13 protein-coding genes are annotated in these 17,740 nt (G+C 60.1%); 1 reads left to right on the top strand and 12 read right to left on the bottom strand.

Features of this window, described 5'->3' with window-relative positions:
* Window positions 1-3: 3 nt before the first annotated feature.
* The 8 genes from B0E33_RS15645 to B0E33_RS15610 all read right to left on the bottom strand — a co-directional run bounded on the left by B0E33_RS15645 (window position 4) and on the right by B0E33_RS15610 (window position 9,786).
* Window positions 4-1,515 (bottom strand): FGGY-family carbohydrate kinase, encoded by a 1,512-nt coding sequence (locus B0E33_RS15645; RefSeq protein WP_156912419.1) that lies wholly within the window; start codon window positions 1,513-1,515, stop codon window positions 4-6.
* Window positions 1,508-2,350 carry a class I fructose-bisphosphate aldolase gene (locus B0E33_RS15640; protein WP_031270580.1) on the bottom strand — a complete coding sequence of 281 codons (843 nt, stop codon included), beginning with the start codon at window positions 2,348-2,350 and terminating at the stop codon, window positions 1,508-1,510. Before B0E33_RS15640 ends, B0E33_RS15645 begins: the two co-directional genes overlap by 8 nt.
* A complete protein-coding gene (locus tag B0E33_RS15635; RefSeq protein WP_077293359.1) occupies window positions 2,341-4,068 on the bottom strand; it encodes a glycerol-3-phosphate dehydrogenase/oxidase in 1,728 nt (575 codons plus the stop codon). Before B0E33_RS15635 ends, B0E33_RS15640 begins: the two co-directional genes overlap by 10 nt.
* 60 nt (window positions 4,069-4,128) lie before the next feature.
* The gene (locus tag B0E33_RS15630; protein WP_077291700.1) at window positions 4,129-5,124 is read right to left on the bottom strand and encodes an aldo/keto reductase; all 996 of its coding nucleotides are present in this window, start codon (window positions 5,122-5,124) and stop codon (window positions 4,129-4,131) included.
* Entirely contained in the window at window positions 5,114-6,094 is a 981-nt protein-coding gene (locus B0E33_RS15625) for a sugar-binding transcriptional regulator (RefSeq protein WP_077291699.1), read from the bottom strand. Before B0E33_RS15625 ends, B0E33_RS15630 begins: the two co-directional genes overlap by 11 nt.
* 26 nt (window positions 6,095-6,120) lie before the next feature.
* Window positions 6,121-7,065 (bottom strand): ABC transporter permease, encoded by a 945-nt coding sequence (locus B0E33_RS15620; protein ID WP_077293357.1) that lies wholly within the window; start codon window positions 7,063-7,065, stop codon window positions 6,121-6,123.
* A 71-nt stretch (window positions 7,066-7,136) separates the two neighbouring features.
* Window positions 7,137-8,654 (bottom strand): sugar ABC transporter ATP-binding protein, encoded by a 1,518-nt coding sequence (locus B0E33_RS15615; RefSeq protein ID WP_077291698.1) that lies wholly within the window; start codon window positions 8,652-8,654, stop codon window positions 7,137-7,139.
* Window positions 8,655-8,769: 115 nt separating this feature from the next.
* The gene (locus B0E33_RS15610; protein ID WP_075284046.1) at window positions 8,770-9,786 is read right to left on the bottom strand and encodes a substrate-binding domain-containing protein; all 1,017 of its coding nucleotides are present in this window, start codon (window positions 9,784-9,786) and stop codon (window positions 8,770-8,772) included.
* On the opposite strand from B0E33_RS15610, the gene B0E33_RS15605 reads away from it, so the two are divergent.
* Window positions 9,785-10,054, top strand: coding sequence for a hypothetical protein (locus tag B0E33_RS15605; protein ID WP_077291697.1), 270 nt, complete (start codon window positions 9,785-9,787; stop codon window positions 10,052-10,054). The two genes, B0E33_RS15610 and B0E33_RS15605, sit on opposite strands and share 2 nt — an antisense overlap.
* A gap of 272 nt (window positions 10,055-10,326) precedes the next feature.
* Here the strand turns inward: B0E33_RS15605 and B0E33_RS15600 are convergent, their stop codons facing one another.
* The 4 genes from B0E33_RS15600 to B0E33_RS15585 all read right to left on the bottom strand — a co-directional run bounded on the left by B0E33_RS15600 (window position 10,327) and on the right by B0E33_RS15585 (window position 17,725).
* Complete coding sequence (locus B0E33_RS15600) at window positions 10,327-12,066, bottom strand: OFA family MFS transporter (RefSeq protein ID WP_062491339.1); 1,740 nt, start codon at window positions 12,064-12,066, stop codon at window positions 10,327-10,329.
* Between the two features lie 403 nt (window positions 12,067-12,469).
* Window positions 12,470-14,491 carry a sensor histidine kinase gene (locus B0E33_RS15595; RefSeq protein WP_077291696.1) on the bottom strand — a complete coding sequence of 674 codons (2,022 nt, stop codon included), beginning with the start codon at window positions 14,489-14,491 and terminating at the stop codon, window positions 12,470-12,472.
* Window positions 14,484-15,872, bottom strand: coding sequence for a sigma-54-dependent transcriptional regulator (locus B0E33_RS15590; protein WP_077291695.1), 1,389 nt, complete (start codon window positions 15,870-15,872; stop codon window positions 14,484-14,486). The genes B0E33_RS15595 and B0E33_RS15590 overlap by 8 nt, the downstream gene beginning before the upstream one ends.
* 290 nt (window positions 15,873-16,162) lie before the next feature.
* Window positions 16,163-17,725 carry a serine hydrolase domain-containing protein gene (locus tag B0E33_RS15585; RefSeq protein ID WP_077291694.1) on the bottom strand — a complete coding sequence of 521 codons (1,563 nt, stop codon included), beginning with the start codon at window positions 17,723-17,725 and terminating at the stop codon, window positions 16,163-16,165.
* Between the last annotated feature and the right edge of the window lie 15 nt (window positions 17,726-17,740).

The following is a 17,740-nucleotide window of genomic DNA, read 5'->3' as shown; positions in this document are numbered from 1 at the left end:
GGACTATTCGTCCATGACATGCATATCGGCCCAGAAGGACCGAAGAGCATCTGTCAGCTTGCAGTAGGTCCGGTAGCGCCGGTCGTAGTGCGATTTCATCGTAGTTACCGGCAGGTATTCCTTCTGCGTCCTCGTCATGGCTGCAACAGCCGTCTCGTAATCGGCGAAAAGACCGACACCAACACCGCCTCCAATCGCCGCACCCAGCGCACCCGTCTCACGGGCTTCCGCAACGGTGATCGGAACGCCCAGGCAATCGGCAAACATCTGCGGCCAGACCGGGCTGCGTGACCCGCCTCCGGAGAGCACTGCCCGGTCGAACGTGACACCGGTTCTCCCGAGCACCTCGATATGGCGGCGATGTTCAAAGAGAACCCCTTCGAACAAGGCCCTCAGCAGGTGTCCTTCCGAATGCCAGCCGGCGAGACCATAGAACCCGGCGCGGAAGTCCGCCCCAAGCCGCGAGCCGTAAAGGAACGGATGAAAGAACGGGTCGTCCGCCGCGGGCGTGACTTCCGCGATCCTCGCGTTGCAATAGCCGAACGGATCGTCGTGATGTTTCCCGCGCTCCACCAGCTCTCGCACATACCATTCCAGGTTGGCGGCCGATGTTGCGCTCGATTCGATATTGACGAACCGGCCGGGGGCAAAACCCGAGGCCATGAACATCGCCTTGTCGACGATCGGGGCCTCCGAAAAGACCTGATTGATGCTCCAGGTGCCTGCAATGATCGAGGCTTCGCCGGGATGGACAACGCCCGACCCGAGCGCACTGGCGATCACATCAAAATAGCCGCCGACAACCGGCGTCCCTTCCTTCAGTCCGGTCGCAGCCGCGGCTTCTGCCGTGACATGCCCGGCAACATCCGCCGGTTCGACCAGATGCGGCAGCATCGGCTCTGCCTCGCCGAGGCCATAAAGTTCCAGCAGCTCCCTGTCGTAGAGATTGTCCGGCAACCTCAGCAAACCGCACCCCGACATGTCGGAAATCTCGCTGACGCGTTCTCCGGTCAGCTTGAAGGTGATGAAGTCCTTGCACAGGAGCACGGTTCCGGTCCGGGCATAAAGATCCGGCCGGTTGCCCTTGATCCAGGCAAGCAGCGTCGGGGTCTGGGACGGCCAGGGCTCCTGCAGGCTCAGGGCGTGCAGCCTGTCACCATGCGCCTCACGCAGCTTGCCTGCATGATCCGCGGCGCGCGTATCCAGCGACTGGATGCCCAGCAGTGGCTCATGGTCCTTGTCCAGCAGGTAAAGACCGTTGCCGTGCCCGGCACAACCAACTGCCGCGATCTGCGAAGGCTCGACACCGGCTTTCTCAAGGCACTCGCGGATAACCGTTTGCGCATTGCGCCACAACTCGCCGAGATCGCGTTCAACATGTCCGGGAGCAGGTGAAAACGATTGGCCGTCCAGCGCGCTCATCGCCACCTGGCGGCCCGCCAGATCGAACAGGACAGCCTTGATCACCGTGTTGCCGGCATCAAGCCCCAGCAGATAAGTCCTGTCGTCAGCCACGGTTATAGATGTCCCATGCTTCGTCACCGTCGGCACCGTTGTGGATCATTGCCATGAGTGCCGCAACCACCGCTTTCGGGTTGTCGTGCTGATAGATGTTGCGTCCATAGACCATGCCCTTGGCACCCTGACGCATCAGTGCAGCGGATTTCCGGAGCACGGTCTTCAGGTCTTCCTTGCCGCCACCACGCACCAGAACCGGAACGCGCGCCGCTTCGACCACCCGGTGGAAATCTTCCGCGTTGTCGGTCGGGTCCGCCTTGATGATGTCAGCTCCCATCTCGCTTGCCAGCCGAACCAGTGTCACGATCTTGTCTGCGTCGCCATCAACCTGATAGCCACCCCGGATGTCGTTCGGCAGCATCACCAGCGGCTCGATCATCAGCGGCATGCCGTATTTGTGGCAGGCAGCGCGCACCCTGGAGATATTCTCCACGCATTGGCGAAACAGCTCCGGCTCGTCCGGCAACATGAACAGGTTCACCACGACACAAGCCGCATCCATTTCCAGAGCCCCGATGATCGGCTCATCGGCATTCTGCAGCAGCGACCACATCACCCGGTGGCGCTGGTCATTGTAGGGGTTGCCCATGTCGATGCGCATCACCAGCGCCGGCTTGTCCTTCTCCGGACGCGACTGCAACAGATCCGCCTGGCCATAGGCCATCTGGATCGCATCAGGCCCGGCCTTGACCAGGGTGTCGACAACCCCGGCCATGTCTTCCAAACCAACCATGAAGCTCGGTTCGTTGCACACGCCATGATCAACGGCAACATCCAGGCAGCCGCCGTGGGTGAACATCCGGTTCATCCGGGCTTTGGGGCTCAAACGCATATTCTGCTCCTGCTTGTGTCTTGGTTCCGGCGATCTTCAAACGAAACGCCGTGATAGGTGGAAAGGTCTTCGATCAGCCGGTCGCGCTGAAGCCCGCGCTCTGCGTCGGACCAGCCGAGTTCTTCACCGGCGACAGTCGCCAGCTTATCGAGCAGCTCTTCACTCATCAGTCCTTGGATGGCGAGCGTCGTCCGCCGCAACACGATGTCGGCAAGGGTCACCACGCTTTCGCGGGAGGCGAGGAAGGCAATCTCCGCCGCTGTGATTTCTGTCTGCGGCGAAAGTGCCTCGTCGTCCGGCCTGCCCTGACAAAAGGCCAGCAGCTCCGTCGCTGCGGTGCCATAGGTCGCCACCAGGTGCGCTGCGCGCGCGGGACCAATGCCATGGTTCGAGATCAGGTCGCGCTCCAGGATCACGGCAGCATCAGGAAAATCCTTTCCGCCGCCGATCGGGCGCGACAGGGTGCCGACACGCCTGGTCCGGCCGAGTTCGCTGAGCACTTCGTCCGTTGCCTGTTCGGCAAAGGCACGAAACGTTGTCCACTTGCCGCCGATCATGCAGATCTGCGGAACGGGTCCTTCGATACGCTTGGTAAAATGGCCCCTGGAAATCCGGCCTGTAAAATCATGATCGCTCTTCGGCAACGGCCGAATGCCGCTGTAACTGAAAACGACATCATCCGCATTGAAGTCGATCTCCGGAAAGACCAGCCGGAGCGAGCCCAGAATGTAGGCTTCTTCTTCCGGCTCACAGCGCACACGTTCGGCCGTCTTGACGCGGATATCCGTTGACCCGGCCAGCACCTTGCCGAAGAACGGAAAGACAATGCAGACCCGGCCATCCGAATTCTCGAAATAGACCATATGGCCGCCAAGCGCCTTCTCCAGCGCCGGATTGTCGAGAATGAGATGCGATCCCTTTGTACCCGACACCAGGCGTTCGTGGCTGGAATTGCCGGCAAGCTCATCAATGGCATCATCCAGCCAGGCGCCAGTGGCATTGACGAGGATCTTCGCCGAGATCTCTTCCGTTCGGCCGCTCACCTGATCTCGCACAACAAAACCGCTCCCGGCCGGCTCAAGACAGGCATAGTTGAGGGCGACACAGTCCGGAGCCACTTCTTCCGCTTCCCTGACCAGTTCCAGACCAAGCCGCTCCGGGTGGCTGATCCAAGCATCGTGATAAGTGGCCGAACACCGGATGGCACCGGTCAGTCCAGGCCAGGTATCCCGGGTCGCCTTCGCTCCGCGGAAACGGTGTTTCGGCAACAGTCGGCGTTTGCGTGTCACCCAGTCATAAAGCGTCAGTCCGAGCTTGATCGGGACCGCTCCCCGGCTGGAAGGCTGACCTGAAAAGCCGAAGAAACTTGCCGCGCTGTTCAAGAGTCCCGAAAAGAGCGAGCCGATGGGAATGACGGTCGGCAGCGGATGGACCAGATGAGGCGCATTGACCAGCAGCGCGTCGCGTTCGCGCAGGGATTCGCGCACCAGGTCGAACTCGCCGTTTTCCAGATAGCGCAATCCTCCATGGATCATGCGCGACAAGGCAGAACTGCACCCCGAACAAAAGTCGTTCCGTTCCACCAGCAGCACCCTGACACCCTGCAGCGCCAGATCCCGGTAGACCCCGATCCCGTTGATACCGCCGCCGACGACAACGGCGTCGAACGCGCCGTCACGCGCGATACGGTCCCATTTTCCTTGCCGTTGTTCGGACATGCCTTCCCCGTTCACCGGACGGATGCCCGGTGCCCTTTCCAATCTCAATTTCGAAGTCTCTTAAGCGGCGAGTTCGGTCAGATGGGTCGCGGCGGCATCGCCGATGAGCCCGATTTCTTCACTGGTCAACCTGAGGCGCCCCGCCTTGGCATTCTCCCGCGCCTGCTCCGGATCACGGGCTCCGCATAAGGAGAAGGTGATGCCCGGCTGCTGCAGCGTCCAGGCGATCACCACCTGGGCCTTGGTGGCTCCATGTGTCTCCGCTATCGGTGCGATTGCGTCCATCAATCTGGCAACCTTGCGGCGGTTTTCGACCGAGAACCGCGGATTGTCCTTGCGCTGATCATCACCTTCGAAGGTTCTGTCAGGACCGATCTTGCCCGTCAGAAGGCCCAGCGCCAGCGATGAATAGCTCAGCACCGAAACCTTTTCCTTGAGGCAGAGCGGCACCAGGGCGTCCTCGATGTCGCGCTTGATCATCGAATATTCTTCCTGGATCGCATCCAGCTGCCCTGCCGCCACATAGGCCTTCACATCGTCGGCAGTCGTGTTGCTGGCACCGATGGAGCGGATCTTGCCCTGGGTCTTCAGGGTTTCCAGCGCCTCCATGGTTTCCGCAATCGGCGTGGTCGGATCCTGCCAATGGGTGATGTAGTGATCGATGTAATCGGTCCCAAGCCGCTTCAGGCTCTGCTCCACCTCATGGACGATCGCATCCTTGCCGAGATACCGGTGCACCGGCTTGCCGTCGTAATCAAAGAAGTGATTGCCCTTCTGGGTGTGCCAGACGAGACCGCATTTGGTTGCCAGCACCACCTTTTCGCGGCGGCCTGCAATCGCCTTGCCGACAATCTCCTCCGACAGCCCCTGGCCATACGCCGGAGCAGTGTCGATCAGGCTGATGCCTTCATCGATGGAAGCCTGAATTGCGGAAATCGACTTGGCTTCATCCGTGCCGCCCCACATCCAGCCGCCAATGGCCCAGGTGCCGAGCCCGATAGCCGACGCCTCGATGCCTGAACGTCCGATCTCGCGTGTCAGCATTTCATGCAACATTCTGTTTGCCTTCCATGGTTGCGAGGACCGCTCCCGCGGTGTCCTCGTCCAAGATGAGTGAATTCAGATAGTTTCCGTTGAGGACGGCCCGGATCGGCCAGATCTTTTCATCGCCCGAGGTCACCCCGATGACGCGCTTGAAGCGCCGCAGCTCTTCTGGCGCCAGTGCGACCAGCCGCGAATTGAGGGCGTAGTCGGCAACCGTCCCGTCCTGGCGCATCAGGTAGGCCAGGAATTCGGCGCTGACGCCACTGCCAACCAGCATCTTGCGGTCCGATTCAGGCATCGGATGCAGATCGTAGTAACTCGACCCGGGCGTCGCGATGGATCCGATGCCGACCAGAGCGATCGTTGCCTGCCGTGCCAGGTCCAGGACCTCGCGAATGGAGCCGACTTCCATCAGCATGTCGCGCTGTTCCCGGCTTTCGGCAAAGAGCGGCGCATGAAGCTGCAGCGCCTTGCCGCCCAGCTTCTCGGCCATCAGGCTGGCCTGATGATTGACATCCGTGTGGTACTTGCCCTGCACCCCTCCAGTGAGCGGCACCACGGTGACTTCGAACTTCCGGTCGGTCTCGATGTTCTGCACCACCGCCCCGACGGCCTTGCCACCCGTGATGGCGATGATGTCGCCATCGCGGATGGTCTCCACCAGATGGTTGGCAGCGGCAAGCCCGACCTGCTTCAGCGTCGTGTTCGGACTGCCTTCGACGGACGATGTAACCAGCGCCTTTGAAAGGGGCGTCGATTGTTCCAGCAGGTTTTCCAGATCCGTCAACCGCTGGAACGGGTTCTCGATATCGATCTTGATCATGCCCATCTTGCGGCCCTGGGTGATCAGACGGTTCACCTTGGACGTCGACAGGTTGAGCAGTTCGGCGATTTCCGACTGTTTCTTGCCTTCCAGGAAATGCAGCACGAGAACCGTGTGCATCTGGCGCATCAGCTCGATATCGTTTTTCTTGTCCGCCATCTGGTTGCCTCTTCGCTGGAGCCGGGTCAGGCGCGTTTCTTGACGAGATAGTGGTCTATGGAGACCGCCGCCAGCAGGATCGAGCCGCGGATGATGTCCTGCCAATAGACCGAGACATCCAGAAGCGCGAGCGAGCTGGAGACAACCGAAAGCAGCACCGCCCCCAGGATCGCTCCGAAAATGGTACCCGAACCACCCTTGAGGCTCGCCCCGCCGATAACGGCCGCCGCAATCACGTTCAGTTCCATGCCGATGCCGAAGGTCGGCTGGGCAGAACCGAAGCGGGTCATGTAGATGATGCCGGCCACACCACACAGAGCCGAGCAAAGGGTGGTCGTGAAGAACACCACGCGCTTGGTGCGGATGCCGGAATAGGCTGCGGCCTTCTCGTTGCTGCCGGTATAGAACACCTTGCGGAACATCGTCGTGCGGCGCAGCAGGAAGTCGAAGCCGATCACCACCACAAGGAAGATCAGGATCACGACCGGGATCGGTCCGATGGACCCCTGGCCGATGAACTTGAACTCGGGCGGCAGCGTGAACAGACCGAGCGGACGCCCGCCCGTGCCCAGAAGACACGCCCCCCGGGCGATCACCATGATCGCCAGCGACACGATGAAATGATGAAGGCCGACGCGGGTGACAAAGAACCCCATGAACGCCCCGATGGCCGTGCAGGCGGCAATCGAAATCGCCGATGCGACCCAGGGGTCGACCCCGTTCAGGAACAGCCAGCCGGCAATCACCATGGCCAGCGCTGTCACCGAGCCAACCGAAAGATCGATCCCGCCGGAAATCAGCAGGATGGTCATGCCGACCACCACGATGCCTTCCACGGCAAAGGCCATGACCATGGCGCGCATGTTCACCCAGGTCAGGAAGTAGGGCGAGGCGAAGGACATCACGATGAACAGCACAAGGATGATCGCGATCAGTCCCGTTTCACGCATGCGCAACAGTTTGCGGATCATCGATACGTCTGCCGGTTTGCCGTTCGGCGCGTCTGTCAGGGAGACGGCGTCTTCCATGGTTTCCCCCACGATTAGTTTATGGTTGCCTGGGCGCCCACGGACGCCAGGTGCATTATGTTTTCTTCGGTCATCTGATCGCCCGTGACTTCGCCGCTGATCTGTCCCTCCCGGACGACCAGCACACGGTCACAAACGCCGATCAGTTCCGGCAACTCCGACGAGATCACCAGAATTCCGACCCCGCTGCTGGCGAGATTGCGCAGGATGCGATGGATCTCGGCCTTTGCGCCGACATCGACACCACGCGTCGGCTCATCCAGGAAGATCAGCTTCGGATTGACCGACAGCATTTTCGCGATCGCAACCTTCTGCTGGTTGCCTCCGGAAAGCGATGACACCGGGTCCGACAGCGAGCCACATTTGAGATTGAGACGCTTGCCAAGCGTGTCTGCCTGCGCAACCTCCCGGCTTCCGGCAATCAGACCAAAAGAATTCGCGACCTGTTCCGGTTTCAGGGCGGAGACATTGGCGGCAATGGACATATCCAAAAAGATGCCGTCACCCTTGCGGTCTTCGGACAAATAGACGATGCCCTCGGAGATGCTGTCGCGATAGGTCTTCAGCGACAGCTTGCGACCATTGAGCGAAACCTCCCCGGTCACGTCGCCTTCAAGCCGGCAGATGCCCTTCACGATCTCGCTGCGCCCAGCACCAATCAGCCCGGCAATCCCGAGGATCTCGCCCTTGCGGAGCTGGAACGAGACATCCTTGAAACGCGTCCTTTCACTCAGGTTCTGAACGTCCAGAATGATATCGTCCGTCTTTTCGCTTTCGGACTGCTTGCGCGGGTAAAGCTCATCGATCACCCGGCCGACCATGGCATTGACCACGTCATCGGGCTGGATCTCCGCAACATTGCGGGTAGTGATGTAGGTGCCGTCCCGGAAAACGGAGACCCGGTCGCAGTTGTCGAAGATCTCGACCATGCGATGGGAGATGTAGATGATCGAGATGCCCTTGTCGGCAAGACGGCGCATGATCTTGAAGAGGATCTGCGCTTCTTTCTCTGTCAGCGCCGCTGTCGGCTCATCCAGGATCAGCACCCGGCAATCGAGTGTCAGGGCCTTGGCGATCTCGACGAGCTGCTGGTGGGAAATCGACAGATCCCGCACGAGTGTCGTCGGATCGATGTCGCCAAGCTGGCCCAGCACTTCAGCGGCCTTCTTTTCAAGCGCACGATAGTTCATCAGGAACGAACGGCTGACGTTGGTCGTCGCCATGAAGATGTTTTCGGCAACCGTCACATCGGGGCACAGGGCAATCTCCTGGTGAACGAAGCCGATGCCGAGCTTCTGCGCCATCGCCGGAGATGAAATGACCACCGGTTCGCCATCGAAGCGGATATCTCCGCTGTCCGGCTGCAGGATGCCGTCGATGATATTCATCAGCGTCGATTTGCCGGCACCGTTTTCCCCGGCTAGCGCATGGATCTCGCCCTTGCGCAATTCGAAACTTACCCCCTTGAGCGCCTGAACCGGCCCGAAGGATTTCGAGAGGTTGGAGATCTTGAGGATCACATCGTCAGTCATGACAGGGCCGATTTGCTCGCAATTCCGGAGAAAGAACGGGCTGCCTGATCTGCTGCATCGATTGCAGGCAGCCCGCCGTATCACACGGGGCTCCAAAGGAGCCCCGGTTTGTTCATCAGCTCGGGTCGCGGCCTTCCATGTAGGCGTTGAGGTCGAAGCTGTCGGCGTTTTCCTTGGTGATCACGGCAAAGCCGTTGTCGACGTAAGGGATCTGAACCGGGTTGTAGCCGGACACCTTGTAGTCGTTGAACGGATCGAACACGTCGGAATGTGCGGCGAGGAACACGGCCATGAAGCCCATGAACCCCTGCATGCCCTGGTTCGGATTAAGCGCCATGTGGATGTTGCCCGCCTTGATGTGCTCAAGAGTGGTCGGCGTCACATCGGCATGCATGATCAGCACTTTCGCTTCCGCTTCCAGCACCGCTGCGACAGCTCCTTCCGCAGAGCCTGCTTCCGGGATCCAGAGAGCGGCAAGGTTCGGGTTGGCCTGAAGGATAGAGGCCGTTGCCCGGTAGGCGGCATTGCTGTCCTGGTTGGTCGCCTGGCGGCCGACCAGTTTCATGTTCGGGTAGTGCTCTCCCATGTAGTCGAGCAGCGCGGTCACGCGCAGATCGTGGTTCGACTGACCCGGGTTTTCAAGAACCGCATATTCCGCGCTGTCACCAACCTGCTTGACGATTTCTTCGGCAGCAAACTTGGCTTCGGCAAGGTTGTCGGAGGTGATATAGGCACTGCGCTTGGACTTCGGAGAATCCGCCGCGAAGGTCACGACCTGCGTGCCGTTGTCGACGGCCCGGTCGATCGGCTCGATAAACGGATCGGACTGCATCGGGTGCAGCAAGACGCCAGCCGGCTGCTTGACCATGTCCTGCTCGAAGGAAGCGATCTGCTTGGTGATGTCATAGTCCGGCGTGCCGGAGAAGATCGTCTCGCAGCCGAATGCGGCCGCAGCCTGCTTGAAGCCCTGATAGACCGGCACCCAGTAGGGATGGCCGGAAACCATGACGTTCATGATGTAGGTTTCGCCCGGCTCGCATTTCAAACCGTCTGCCGCGGCCGGAGCTGCGGTCAGAACTGCAGCCGACAGCATGGTCGACGCGAGAATTCCCTTGAAGATAGAAGTGCCCATGGTTTCCTCCCTGGACCAACGGGCTGCCAACCGCGAACGGTCGAATGCCCGATGGGTGATCGATTTCAGATTGTCAGGACATCCAGTCTGCGTTCCTCTCAACGCAGGGAGCCTGACGCTGCTCCTCCCGGTCTTGCAGGTCAGCCTTGTCAAAGAGACCAGCTCACTGCAAGAAATTTCAAACACTGGTTTTTATCCCAGCGAGACCATGGATAAGGGCAGCCCCCGAAAGCCGTCAAACTGTTTTGGTATTTATTTCTTTTTCTGAAATTTATTTCAACCAGCGCCTCAAATAAGACATTGCCGAGTAAAGACCCGAGAGAGAACACAAGCCATTGAGAGAAAACATCTTTTCGTGGAAGGCATTGCATCTGACCACTCGAAAACGCTCACCATGAACGTGCCGGGAAACTGACGGAACGCCCCTGACGGGGCCGAAATCCGACCCCCAGTCCCTCAGCTTTGTGATGCATATGAACACAAAAAAGGCCCGGAAGCGGATGCTTCCGGGCCGGTTGATCGTGATGACAGAAGCCTTGATCAGGCCTTCGCCGGCTCCGCACCTTCCGGAACCGGGCTGGTCCCGTCGGCACCGGCTTCCATGTGATGCTTGTCGTGCACCGGCTTCACCAGCGAGTTCGCGATCAACGCGATCACGAGCAAGCCTGCCATGGCATACATGGTGGTGTTGTAGAGGCTCGGTGTGGGATCCACCGTGCCGGCCGGAGCGATTTCCATCAGCCGGGCAACAGTCACCGTCTTTGCGGCCACCAGCTGGTCGAGCTGATCGACACCTGCACCGAATTTCTCGGCAAAGGCACTCGGGTCCACCTTGGCGGCAAGATCCGTGATCGCATTGTTGAGGGACATGTTCCGCAGCTGGGTGATCGCCAGCGGCCCCAGAACGCCTGCCGTACTCCACGCCGTCAGCAGACGCCCATGGATACCACCGACATATTTCGTGCCGAAGATATCAGCGAGATACGCCGGGATGGTCGCAAAGCCGCCGCCATACATCGTGAAGATGATCATGGTGGCTGCATAGAACATCACGAGCCAGGTGACGGCCGGATTGACGCTCACCTGCTCTGCTGCAAACGGAATCGACAGGTAAAGAATGATCCCGAGCACGAAGAAGCAGTGGTAGGTGTTCTTGCGGCCGATGAAGTCCGAAGTGGAAGCCCAGAAGAACCGCCCGACCATGTTGAAGACCGAGATCATGAACACATAGGTTGCCGCAAAGGCCGAATTCACGATCAGCGGCAACGTGGTGCCGAAGATTTCCGTCATCATGGTCTTGGCAACGCCGATCACGCCGATACCCGCCGTCACGTTGAAGCAGAGCACGATCCACAGCAGATAGAACTGCGGTGTCTTGAGCGCCTGATCGATGTGAACGTTGTTGTGGGTGATCATCTTGCGGGACGCAGCATCGGCAGTTGGCGGTGTCCAGCCGGCCGGACGCCAGCCTTCGCGCGGAACCCGGTAGGAGAAGGCCGCGATGATCATCACGACCAGATAGACGATGCCAAGCGTGAAGAAGGTCCCTGCAGCCCCGGTGTTACCGGTACCGACCACATAGATCCCCTCCTGAAGCGCAACGGGCGCTGCTGCCACCTGCTTGGCGCCTGCGATAACCACTTCCACCATCTGGCCGTTGACTTCCGCAAGGCGCTTGCCGCCTTCGGTGATCAGGGCAACAGATCCTTCAGGCCCCAGGTATTCCGGCGCCTTGTAGAACAGACCGAGCAGATATTCCTTGATCGGCGTTGCGATCATCGCTCCACCGCCAAAGCCCATGATGGCCATGCCGGTGGCCATGCCGCGCCGGTCCGGGAACCACCGGATCAAGGTGGAAACGGGTGATACGTACCCAAGCCCCAGACCGCAGCCGCCGATCACGCCGTAACCGAGGTAAAGCAGCCAGAGCTGGTGCGTCATGATACCGAAGCCGCCGATGATGAAACCGCCGCCCCAGCAGAAGGCGGCAACGACGCCGACCATGCGAGGGCCGACTTCCTCAAGCCACTTGCCACCAAAGGCGGCCGCAAGCCCGAGAAACACGATGGCAACGGAAAAGATCCAGACGACCGAAGACAGGCTCCAGTCTTCCGGCGCTGCGGCAACCACCCCGAACTGTTTGATCAGAGGCGGGTTGAAGATGCTCCAGGCGTAGACGGAGCCGATACAAAGATGGATGGCGATGGATGCTGGCGGAACCTTCCAGCGGTTAAATCCGTCCTCTGCGACGATATGTTCCTTTTTCAACCGATCAAACATGCACTTATTTTCCTCCCATGCACGGTTGTCGGGCATTCCTCCGGGAAGGTGCCGGTCCCTTTGCGGCCGGCCTGTCATGTCTCCCCCGGTCCGGCAAGACAAAGCCGGATGCCCCGCTCCCGGCAGACGCGCACCTGTCGAAGCCTCCCGCTTCAGGTCCGCAACGCAGGAACGGTTGCACCGTCCCGCGCCTTCCGGCAGCTCCTTACTGATGGCAAGTTCGGGGCCAGTTTCTTTTCTGTTGAATTTCAGACAGTTAGATTTTCAGGAAGAAAGACGAGTGGACATTTTGTCCACATTCAAAAGTTGTTTTCTAGCCGTTTGGGACAATCTGTCCGGAAGCCCTTGACCGCCCAAACGGCCTAGAGGCCGGGAGCAACTCAGGGGCAGCCCACCCGCAACGTCAAGTGCCTTCAGGCAACCAGATTGTGAAAACGGTCCCGGCCCCTTCGATGCTTTCCACCTTGATATCGCCGCCCTGACGGCTGACCAGCGTCTGGGTAATCGAAAGCCCCAATCCGGTGCCCTGCCGGCTTTTCGTCGTATAGAAGGGGTCGAATATTCGCGCGATAACATCCGCGCTCATGCCGACACCGGTGTCCGAAATCTCGATCGACACTCCGGCGACATCTTCCTTTTTCATATCCCAGGTTTTCATCGTCAGCGTGCCGCCACCGGGCATGGCATGGATGGCATTGACGATGAGGTTGATCAGCACCTGCTGCAGTTCCGTCCGGTTCATCAGCACCAGACGGGAGGCAGTGGCCTCGCGGACAACCTCGATATCGGTCTTGCGCAGGAGATGGCGGACCAGCGGAAGACAGTCAGAAATCACCTCGTCCGGCGCGTGCCGATCGGCATAGCCTGCATATTCGTCCGGCTTGGCGAACTGCAGCAGCTTCATGACGATCTGGTTGATCCGGTCCACCTGCTCGTCGATCAGGCGGATTTCCGTACTGGCAACCTTTGCATGATCACCGAGCAGCATGCGCAGCACTTCCAGATTGCCCTGGATCACTGCAATCGGATTGTTGATCTCGTGGGCAACACCGGCGGTGATCTCGCCGATGGCGGCGAGCTTCTCCGACATGATCAGTTGCTTGGTGGTGTCTTCCAGCTGCCTGTTCGCCATCTTGAGGTCGCGCGTGCGTTCCTCGACGCGGGTGTTCAGCTCCTCGTTCCAGGACCTGAGCTGCCGGTCGCTTTCCTGAACCAGATCGAGCAGATGATCGAGATGCTGGGCGACACGCGCAATCTCGTCACCGCTGCCTTCGGACCGCGTGCGGGCGCCAAGGTCTCCCTTTTCGATGCTGGCAATGGTGTCCGTCATCTTTTCCAGTGGCTTGAAGACACCGCGAGCCCACCTCAGGAACAGCGGCACGCTGCCAGCGGTCACGACAAGAAAGCCCAGCAGCAGCGCGACCAGTGTCGCCAGCTTGGCTTCCCGGAATGGCGTCTCCAGAAAGCCGACATAAAGCATGCCCACCCGCTCGCCGAAACTGTCGGCGATCGGTTCATAGGCCGAGATGTACCAGTCGTTGACGACGAAGGCGCTGTCCAGCCAGACCTGACCCTCGCCCAGCACTTTCTGGCGAACGGCGGCGGACACCCTCGTCCCAAGCGCGCGCTTGTCTTCGAACAGACGGACATTGGTGCTGACGCGGACATCTTCCAGAAACAGCGTCGCGGTGCCCTGGCTGCCTTCGGGAAGGCTCGCCTCGCGGTAGACGAGATCGTTTATCGTGTCGATGAAGACGAGGTTCTGGTTGAGCAGGATGCCACCGACCAGAGCTGCCACGGGCGCACCCGGCACGGTGACCGGGCTTGCGGAGTGAACCACCATGCCGCGTGTTTCCGCGGCCCTTTCGGTCGGCACCGCATTGGGTGTCGGGACGAGATCCAGCCGGGCCCGATCTGCTAGTGCCGGAGAAATCGCCGTCAGATCACCGGCTTCGAAGATATCCACGCTTGTGGCGGCAGATCCTGCAAAGGCCTGTTCGATGACCGGCCAGTCCTTGGAGACCGGCGGAACGGCACTTGGCGGAGAGGCCGCCTCAACTGTCCTGTCCCTGCGCACGACATACAGAAAATCGAGACCCAGCTCCTCACGCCGCCGCTCCAGAAGCCCTGCCAGAAGTGCAGCATCACCACTGTCTGCAACGTCGCGAAAGGAGGCCGACTGGCCCAGCGCATCGATCTTTTCACCCGAATTTTCCAGGATTCTCGAAAAGTACTGATGGGCAATGGTCAGGTCGCCATTGACCTTGGTGATCAACAGGGAATCGAACTTCGCGTTCCAGCGCACCATCGCCCAGCCGAGAAAGAGTGGCAGAACCACAAGTGTCGGCAACAGGGCGATGGCCAGAAGCCTGACTCTGACGGACAGGCGGCTTCCCGATTTCCGGCGTCGTCTCTCCTCAGCCATTCCAGTCCATCAGCTTCCTGTCGATGGTCTTGCGCGAAATGCCGAGCCGCCGCGCCGCTTCGGCACGGTTTCCACCGGCTTCCTCGAGCACCATCAGGATATGACGCTTCTCCATGTCCTGCAGCGTTTCTCCGCCGGGCAGCAACAGGCTCTGCGTACTGTGGAACTCCGCCGGAAAGCGGCCAAGGATCAAGGTTCGTTCGATCGTGTTGCGCAGTTCGCGAACATTGCCCGGCCATTCATAAGCCAGCAGTCCGGAGACCACTTCATCCGTAAAAGGTACCGGCGGCATTCCAAGCTGAACGGACAGCTTCTGCATGAACAGCGACGCAAGTTCACGGATGTCGTCACCACGCTCGCGCAGCGGCGGCATTTCGAGCTGAAGCACGTTGACCCGGTAGTAGAGGTCCGCCCGGAACCGGCCCTCCTCCACGGCCTGCTCCAGATTTGCGTTGGTCGCGAACACGAACCTCAGATCGACAGGCACTTCACGCTCGGACCCGACCGGCCGAATTTTCCGGTCTTCGATTGCCCGCAGCAACTTGCTCTGTAGTGCCATTGGCAGTTCGCCGATCTCGTCCAGAAACAGCGTACCGCCATGCGCGTGCATGAACAGGCCGTCGCGGCTGGACCCGGCGCCGGTGAAAGCGCCTTTGAGATGCCCGAACAATTCAGCTTCGATCATGTCTCCTGGAATGGCGGCGCAATTGACCGGAACGAAGGGCTTGTCCGCCCGATCGGAAAGATCGTGAAGCGACCTGGCAGCAACTTCTTTTCCGGTCCCGGATTCCCCCGTGATCAGAACGGATGTCGGCAGCGGCGCGACGCGGGAGATCGTTTCGCGGATCTCGCCGATCTGGCGCGAATGTCCGATCAGTTTGTCACGCAGAAGAAGATGGTCGGATGTTGCCTGCAACTGGTGGCGCAACAGCTGGTTTTCCCGCAGCAGCGTGACCCGGTCGAGACATCTGGCAACCGCGTTCAGCAGCTGGTTGGACCGGAAGGGCTTGAGGATGAAATCGACCGCACCTGCCCGCAAGGCCTGGATCGCGGTTTCCAGATCCGCATAGGCTGTCATCAGGATCGCATCGGCGAAAAACCCGATCCGCCGCTGTTCACCAAGCCATTCCACACCGGATTTGCCTGGCATGATATTGTCGAGGATCACCACGTCATAGTGGTGGGTATCGAGAAGCGCCGAGGCCTCGAGCGTGTCGGCGGCCTGCTCGATGCGTTTGCAATAAGGCTCGAGCGTGCGGACCAGAAAATTGCGCATGCCGGGCTCGTCGTCGACGATCAGGATCGACGCCTGCGGCAGCCAGGGACCGAACTCCGGCTGTGAATCTGCCTCTTCAGGACGTTTGGAAACACCGCTCTTCATAGCCCCTCCCCGGCAGTTTCATCCGTTCTTTTGTCATGGTCCATCCTCCGGCCCGGAGCATTGCATATTCCAGTATGCAATGTCTTCCGGAGACGCACGTGCAATTGCAACTATCTGAAATCGCGCGACCAATTGCCCAGACAGGAAGCAGCCTCAGCACCGGAGCTCTCAAGTATACCGACGTCTTCCGCTTATTCTCTCTGCGGATCAGGCGCTGAGGGTGTGTGAAAGCAAAAACCCCGCAGGATGTCCCTGCGGGGTTTGAATGTGCGTCGCAGAATCAGCTCACTCTATTGCGCAAGCCTTTCGAACCGCGCAGGCCCGTTCAGCACGAAGAGCTCGATTTCCAGGGTGCTTGCTTCCTTGCCATCGCCTGAGAATGTCACCGTCGAGCGCGAACCCGCCACGGCATTTTCGTTGGCAATGTCAAACACCATCATTGATCCGTCCCAGGCATGCAGCGGCAGCTTTATTGGCTGGGGACCGGCAAGCAGGACGAGCCCGCCATCCACCTCTTGCACCTCGACCGTGCCGAAGTAGGGGTGGCCGTAACGACCGGTGCAATAGTCAGCCGCAGGAGCAGGTGCGGCAGCGGCAGGTGCCGTTTCACCGGCAGTGAAACCGGCAGGCGTATAAAAGGAAGCGAACAGGCCTTCATATCCGGAGAACCAGTCACGGGTCACACGCCCGAACTGCACCATGTCGGAGAAGGATGCGCCGATGGATTCAACGGCACCGACAGGAGCTGCGTTCGACAGGACCACGATCCCTATGTCGAGCGAGGGGATCATCAGGAAATAGGTCGCCGCACCGAGGATGAAAGCACCTGAATGGCTGAGGATTACCCGGCCGGACGGGTCAGTGCCGACATTGAAACCATAGCCGTAAAACCCGGCGCGTTCGTCAGGCGTATGGGGACGGCTGGAAAAGCTCTGCGGACTGATTGCAGGCTGCAAGGCTTCGGGAGAAATAAGCTCTCCACCATCGGCCAGAACCATCTTCATCCATCTTGCCATGTCGTTGATGGAGGAACTCACCCCGCCGGCGGGCGACTGGGCATCCGGCTGCCGCTGGTACAGAGCCTCGAAACCGTCGCCGCTTCTGGCATGCGGCACCGCGCGGTTTTCCCGTGCCATGAAATCATCGAACCGCGCACTGGTCCTGGTCATGCCAAGCGGCTGAAACAGGGCCTCGTCAGAAAGGTCGGCCCATTCAGCCCCGGATGCTTCGGCAACCGCCTCGGCAGCAGCGGTCAGGCCGAAATTCGTGTAGGCGTAGCTCGTCCGGAAGGCGCGCAGGGGCTGCAGGCGCAAACGTTCGAGGATCGTCTGCCTGTCAAAGCCGATGTCTTCCAGATCGTCGCCGGCATGGTCCGGCAGACCGGAACGGTGGCTGTAGAGATCCCCCACTGTCAAACGTTCGGAAATATCGGGATCGGCAAGGCTGAACCATGGCAGCAGGTCGCGCATCCTGCTGTCCCACGAAACAACGCCGCGCGTGACCTGCCGGGCGACGACTGTTGCCCCGATCGACTTGGACACGGAAGCCATCTGGAAAACGGTGTCGGCGTCAATCGGTTGATCGCCCTCGCCGCCCCGCTTTCCGAAGCCTTTCGCGTAGACAGTCTCTCCCTTGTTTACGACGGCAACCGCTAGGCCCGGCACCTTGCTGCGCGCCTTGATGTCTTCAACGATCCCGTCAAGCCCGGCGATCGCCTTGTCGATCTGGCCAGGCGGAACATCGGTTCCCGCCGTTCTGGATGGCGGCAGGTCCTCGGCAAGGGCTGGTGCTGCCAGAACCGCGAGAGACGCGGACGCCAGGAACCGGCGCCGTGTGAGCTGGAAGAACGACATGTGTAACCTCTCAAT

Origin of the sequence: Roseibium algicola (genome assembly GCF_001999245.1) — a bacterium.
Lineage (GTDB): Bacteria > Pseudomonadota > Alphaproteobacteria > Rhizobiales > Stappiaceae > Roseibium > Roseibium algicola.
The sequence above is the reverse complement of the archived record's forward strand: the minus strand, read 5'-3'. Positions and strand labels throughout refer to the sequence as shown.

Coding starts and splice junctions, on each gene's coding strand:
- B0E33_RS15595 (WP_077291696.1), bottom strand. CDS start 14,491: ATGGCTGAGGAGAGACGACGCCGGAAATCGGGAAGCCGCCTGTCCGTC.
- B0E33_RS15590 (WP_077291695.1), bottom strand. CDS start 15,872: ATGAAGAGCGGTGTTTCCAAACGTCCTGAAGAGGCAGATTCACAGCCG.
- B0E33_RS15615 (WP_077291698.1), bottom strand. CDS start 8,654: ATGACTGACGATGTGATCCTCAAGATCTCCAACCTCTCGAAATCCTTC.
- B0E33_RS15620 (WP_077293357.1), bottom strand. CDS start 7,065: ATGATCCGCAAACTGTTGCGCATGCGTGAAACGGGACTGATCGCGATC.
- B0E33_RS15630 (WP_077291700.1), bottom strand. CDS start 5,124: ATGTTGCATGAAATGCTGACACGCGAGATCGGACGTTCAGGCATCGAG.
- B0E33_RS15625 (WP_077291699.1), bottom strand. CDS start 6,094: ATGGCGGACAAGAAAAACGATATCGAGCTGATGCGCCAGATGCACACG.
- B0E33_RS15600 (WP_062491339.1), bottom strand. CDS start 12,066: ATGTTTGATCGGTTGAAAAAGGAACATATCGTCGCAGAGGACGGATTT.
- B0E33_RS15610 (WP_075284046.1), bottom strand. CDS start 9,786: ATGGGCACTTCTATCTTCAAGGGAATTCTCGCGTCGACCATGCTGTCG.
- B0E33_RS15640 (WP_031270580.1), bottom strand. CDS start 2,350: ATGCGTTTGAGCCCCAAAGCCCGGATGAACCGGATGTTCACCCACGGC.
- B0E33_RS15635 (WP_077293359.1), bottom strand. CDS start 4,068: ATGTCCGAACAACGGCAAGGAAAATGGGACCGTATCGCGCGTGACGGC.
- B0E33_RS15605 (WP_077291697.1), top strand. CDS start 9,785: ATGGTTTCCTCCCTGGACCAACGGGCTGCCAACCGCGAACGGTCGAAT.
- B0E33_RS15585 (WP_077291694.1), bottom strand. CDS start 17,725: ATGTCGTTCTTCCAGCTCACACGGCGCCGGTTCCTGGCGTCCGCGTCT.